The 2,177-nt window shown below is 47.9% G+C and carries 3 protein-coding genes; all 3 read left to right on the forward strand.

Annotated features, from left to right (window positions below):
* The coding region (locus J1C48_RS18595) for an HNH/ENDO VII family nuclease (protein ID WP_207259493.1) at positions 1–603 on the forward strand (603 nt) is incomplete at its 5' end.
* Entirely contained in the window at positions 596–1,165 is a 570-nt protein-coding gene (locus tag J1C48_RS18600; protein ID WP_207259494.1) for an SMI1/KNR4 family protein, read from the forward strand. The genes J1C48_RS18595 and J1C48_RS18600, both read left to right, overlap by 8 nt.
* A 45-nt stretch (positions 1,166–1,210) precedes the next feature.
* Complete coding sequence (locus J1C48_RS18605) at positions 1,211–2,122, forward strand: hypothetical protein (protein WP_207259495.1); 912 nt, start codon at positions 1,211–1,213, stop codon at positions 2,120–2,122.
* Positions 2,123–2,177 lie beyond the last annotated feature (55 nt).

The raw sequence follows: 2,177 nt of genomic DNA on the forward strand, positions 1-2,177 counted from the left end.
ATGACCGCAGTCAAGAGAGGAGAGAAGTTCGTCGTTTCTCTCGTTCGTAAGGATCGGCCTGGCAGCGTATTCGAACTTGGGAAAGTCGAAAAATCCGAGTTCAACGAGGCTGAGCGGCGTATTCTCGGGTCGGACAATCAGGGTACGACACGCCCGGACCCGGATAAGGGGCCCGCCGAGGTTGCAGGCAAAGATGCCGCCCCATCAAACCGCTGGAGTAAAAAAGAGGTCAACGGACGCACGGTCTATCAGCGAGACGATCTAATTGATCCCGAGAAGCTAGACGGTGAAGGGCGATCAAATTTGCAGCGAATGAGACAGGGCCTCGCCCCCATTGGCTCTGATGGACACCCGATGGAGCTACATCATATGCTTCAACAGGAAAAAACTAGGATAGATGGACAACCAGGCCCTCTAGCTGAAGTTGAAAAAAAATTCCACAGCGATAATTATGATGCGATCCATATTTATCCCCGAAGCGATAAAGACTATATTAGCTGGAGAAAAATATTTCCAGAAGATGAAAAGTCTTACGACAAGTATCGTAGAGAGTATTGGAAAACTAGGTCCAAAGACAACACACTAGGAGTCAAAAATGAGTAACCTCGCGTTTGATGATGGCGTAAGACGGCTCAGAGAGAGCAGTATGGAATTTTTTGGCAGCAAAGGCGCCACAGATGAACAAATTGAACAGATAGAATTGAATTTAAATGTAAATATACCGATGTCATACAAAAAATTCCTGACATTTTTTGGTAATTTAGTGTTTGAGGGTCGGGAAATCTATGGATGGACTGCATCAGGTTTTGATGCAAAATCGGTACCTAGCGTTTTATTTGCAACAAAGTCCTTGCGGGAGCGAGGTATTATATCCGAAACTATGATTCACTTCATGGATTCGGGGTTTGGTCCGTCATTTGTTATCGATTGTTCAAAGATGAACAACGATAGGGAAGCGCCAATTTATGAAGTTCCTGCTGGCGGCATTTCCTATGGGTGTGACAAGAGAGCTGATAGTTTTGGAGAGTTTTTTCTCAAGAAGGTCAATGAAGCGATACTAGAGCTTTCTGGCGCGGATGCTTCCAATGATGAGCCGGAAGGCGGGAATCCTTCCGCCGAGTGGATTAAAAACTATTGGAAGAATAGATCGAACGATTTCTCCTGATCTGCCTACGATGAAAATTTTAATATAGAGACCTGGAAAAGGGTGATGAATTCATTCTTTCGAAAAATTGAAAACGTCCTGGGTAATGAAAGAAAGAATGCACGCGCTTGGATTAGTGACAGTTTTAATAAAGAACTATTGTATGATGATTCAGTGAGCTCTTTAATCAAGCCGTTTTTGGCTGATGGAGAGTCGCAAAAAAAGCTGATCCCGGGCGGCTTGCGACATATTAGTTCTTGGTATTTGAGGCTCGCTGAAGACAAAAGCTTAAATAATACGACATACCCTGATGAAGAATTAGCATTGTCGGGTATCTATAAATTTTGGTATTACGAGACGGCTCACGCCATTATGGAATCTGACGATCCTGCAGGCTACCGGTTTTCGATGCGCGAGTTCACCAATGTCTCCACGATGCTGTCACTCGGCTGGATGAATCATGCCGACCGCCTCGCCGCAACGATGTTTGACCGCTGGGATGTGCAGGAGGACGGGAACGGAAGCATCTCCTGGGAAAGCTTGCCCCAGTACCTGCCGTGGCTGTCGGTGAAGCTCTACAAGGCCTGGCGGGGCAGTGACGAGGTGTTTGACTTCGAGCCTCGGGATGAACAGTTTGAAGGCTTTTATCCACTGTTGAAAGCCATCTTCGATCCGAGCGCGAGCACATTTGGCGAAGCGCTTATCGAGGCAGCTGATTTTCATGTGATGGGGATCGGTATGGACGATTACGATCCGGTGCGGGATGAGGATTATTGGCTTTTCCCGGTGGAAATCTTGGCCGCCTGCCGTATCCGCCAACAGCGCGGCCTGGATCTTCCCTATGTTGAGCATCCCCTTTTCGACGCGACACCGTTGGGGCGGTATCATTCTCCGCTTCCGGTGCCACGCGATGACATTCTTGAAAAGGTTCTGCCGCTCTACGCCAAGGTGACGGGTAAACTGGATCTACAGGTCTAGAGCCGATCCGGCTTAATCCGGTTCATATCCTGCAGCGGCGAAGGTGTTCGCGCAC

The sequence above is a fragment of the Jiella flava genome (assembly GCF_017349315.1).
GTDB classification, from domain to species: domain Bacteria; phylum Pseudomonadota; class Alphaproteobacteria; order Rhizobiales; family Rhizobiaceae; genus Jiella; species Jiella flava.